This is a genomic window from Treponema sp. R6D11, from assembly GCF_054786075.1.
In genome coordinates, this window is sequence record NZ_BDHD01001069.1 from 1 (window position 1) to 396 (window position 396).

The 396-nt window shown below is 51.3% G+C and carries 1 pseudogene; it reads left to right on the plus strand.

From position 1 onward, the window contains the following. Positions 1-56 precede the first annotated feature (56 nt). Positions 57-396, plus strand: a pseudogene (locus ACYVTD_RS17525) (aminopeptidase); the annotation flags it as partial.

A 396-nucleotide genomic window follows, 5' to 3' on the forward strand; every position in this document is an offset into this window, starting at 1 on the left:
ATACCCACTACTACGGCGGGATAAAAAAATAACAGTGGACGGCGATACCGCTTGCGATGCACGGGGTGTTCGTGAACGCGGACGGGAAAAAAATATCGATAAGAATCGGCGAGGAGCCGGGCGACCCGCTGTTTACGATTACCGACTTACTGCCCCACCTTGCGAGGGAGCAGATGGAGAAAAAAGCGTCGGAATTTATGGAAGCGGAAAACCTTGACGTTCTTTTCGGCTCACGCCCGTATAAGGACAAGGACGCGAAAGAAAAAGTAAAACTTGGCGTTCTGTCCCTGCTTAACGCCCAATACGGCATTACCGAAAAAGATTTCGCCAGCGCGGAAATTGAATTTGTCCCCGCCTTCAAAGCGGCCGACATCGGTTTTGACAGGAGCATGATCG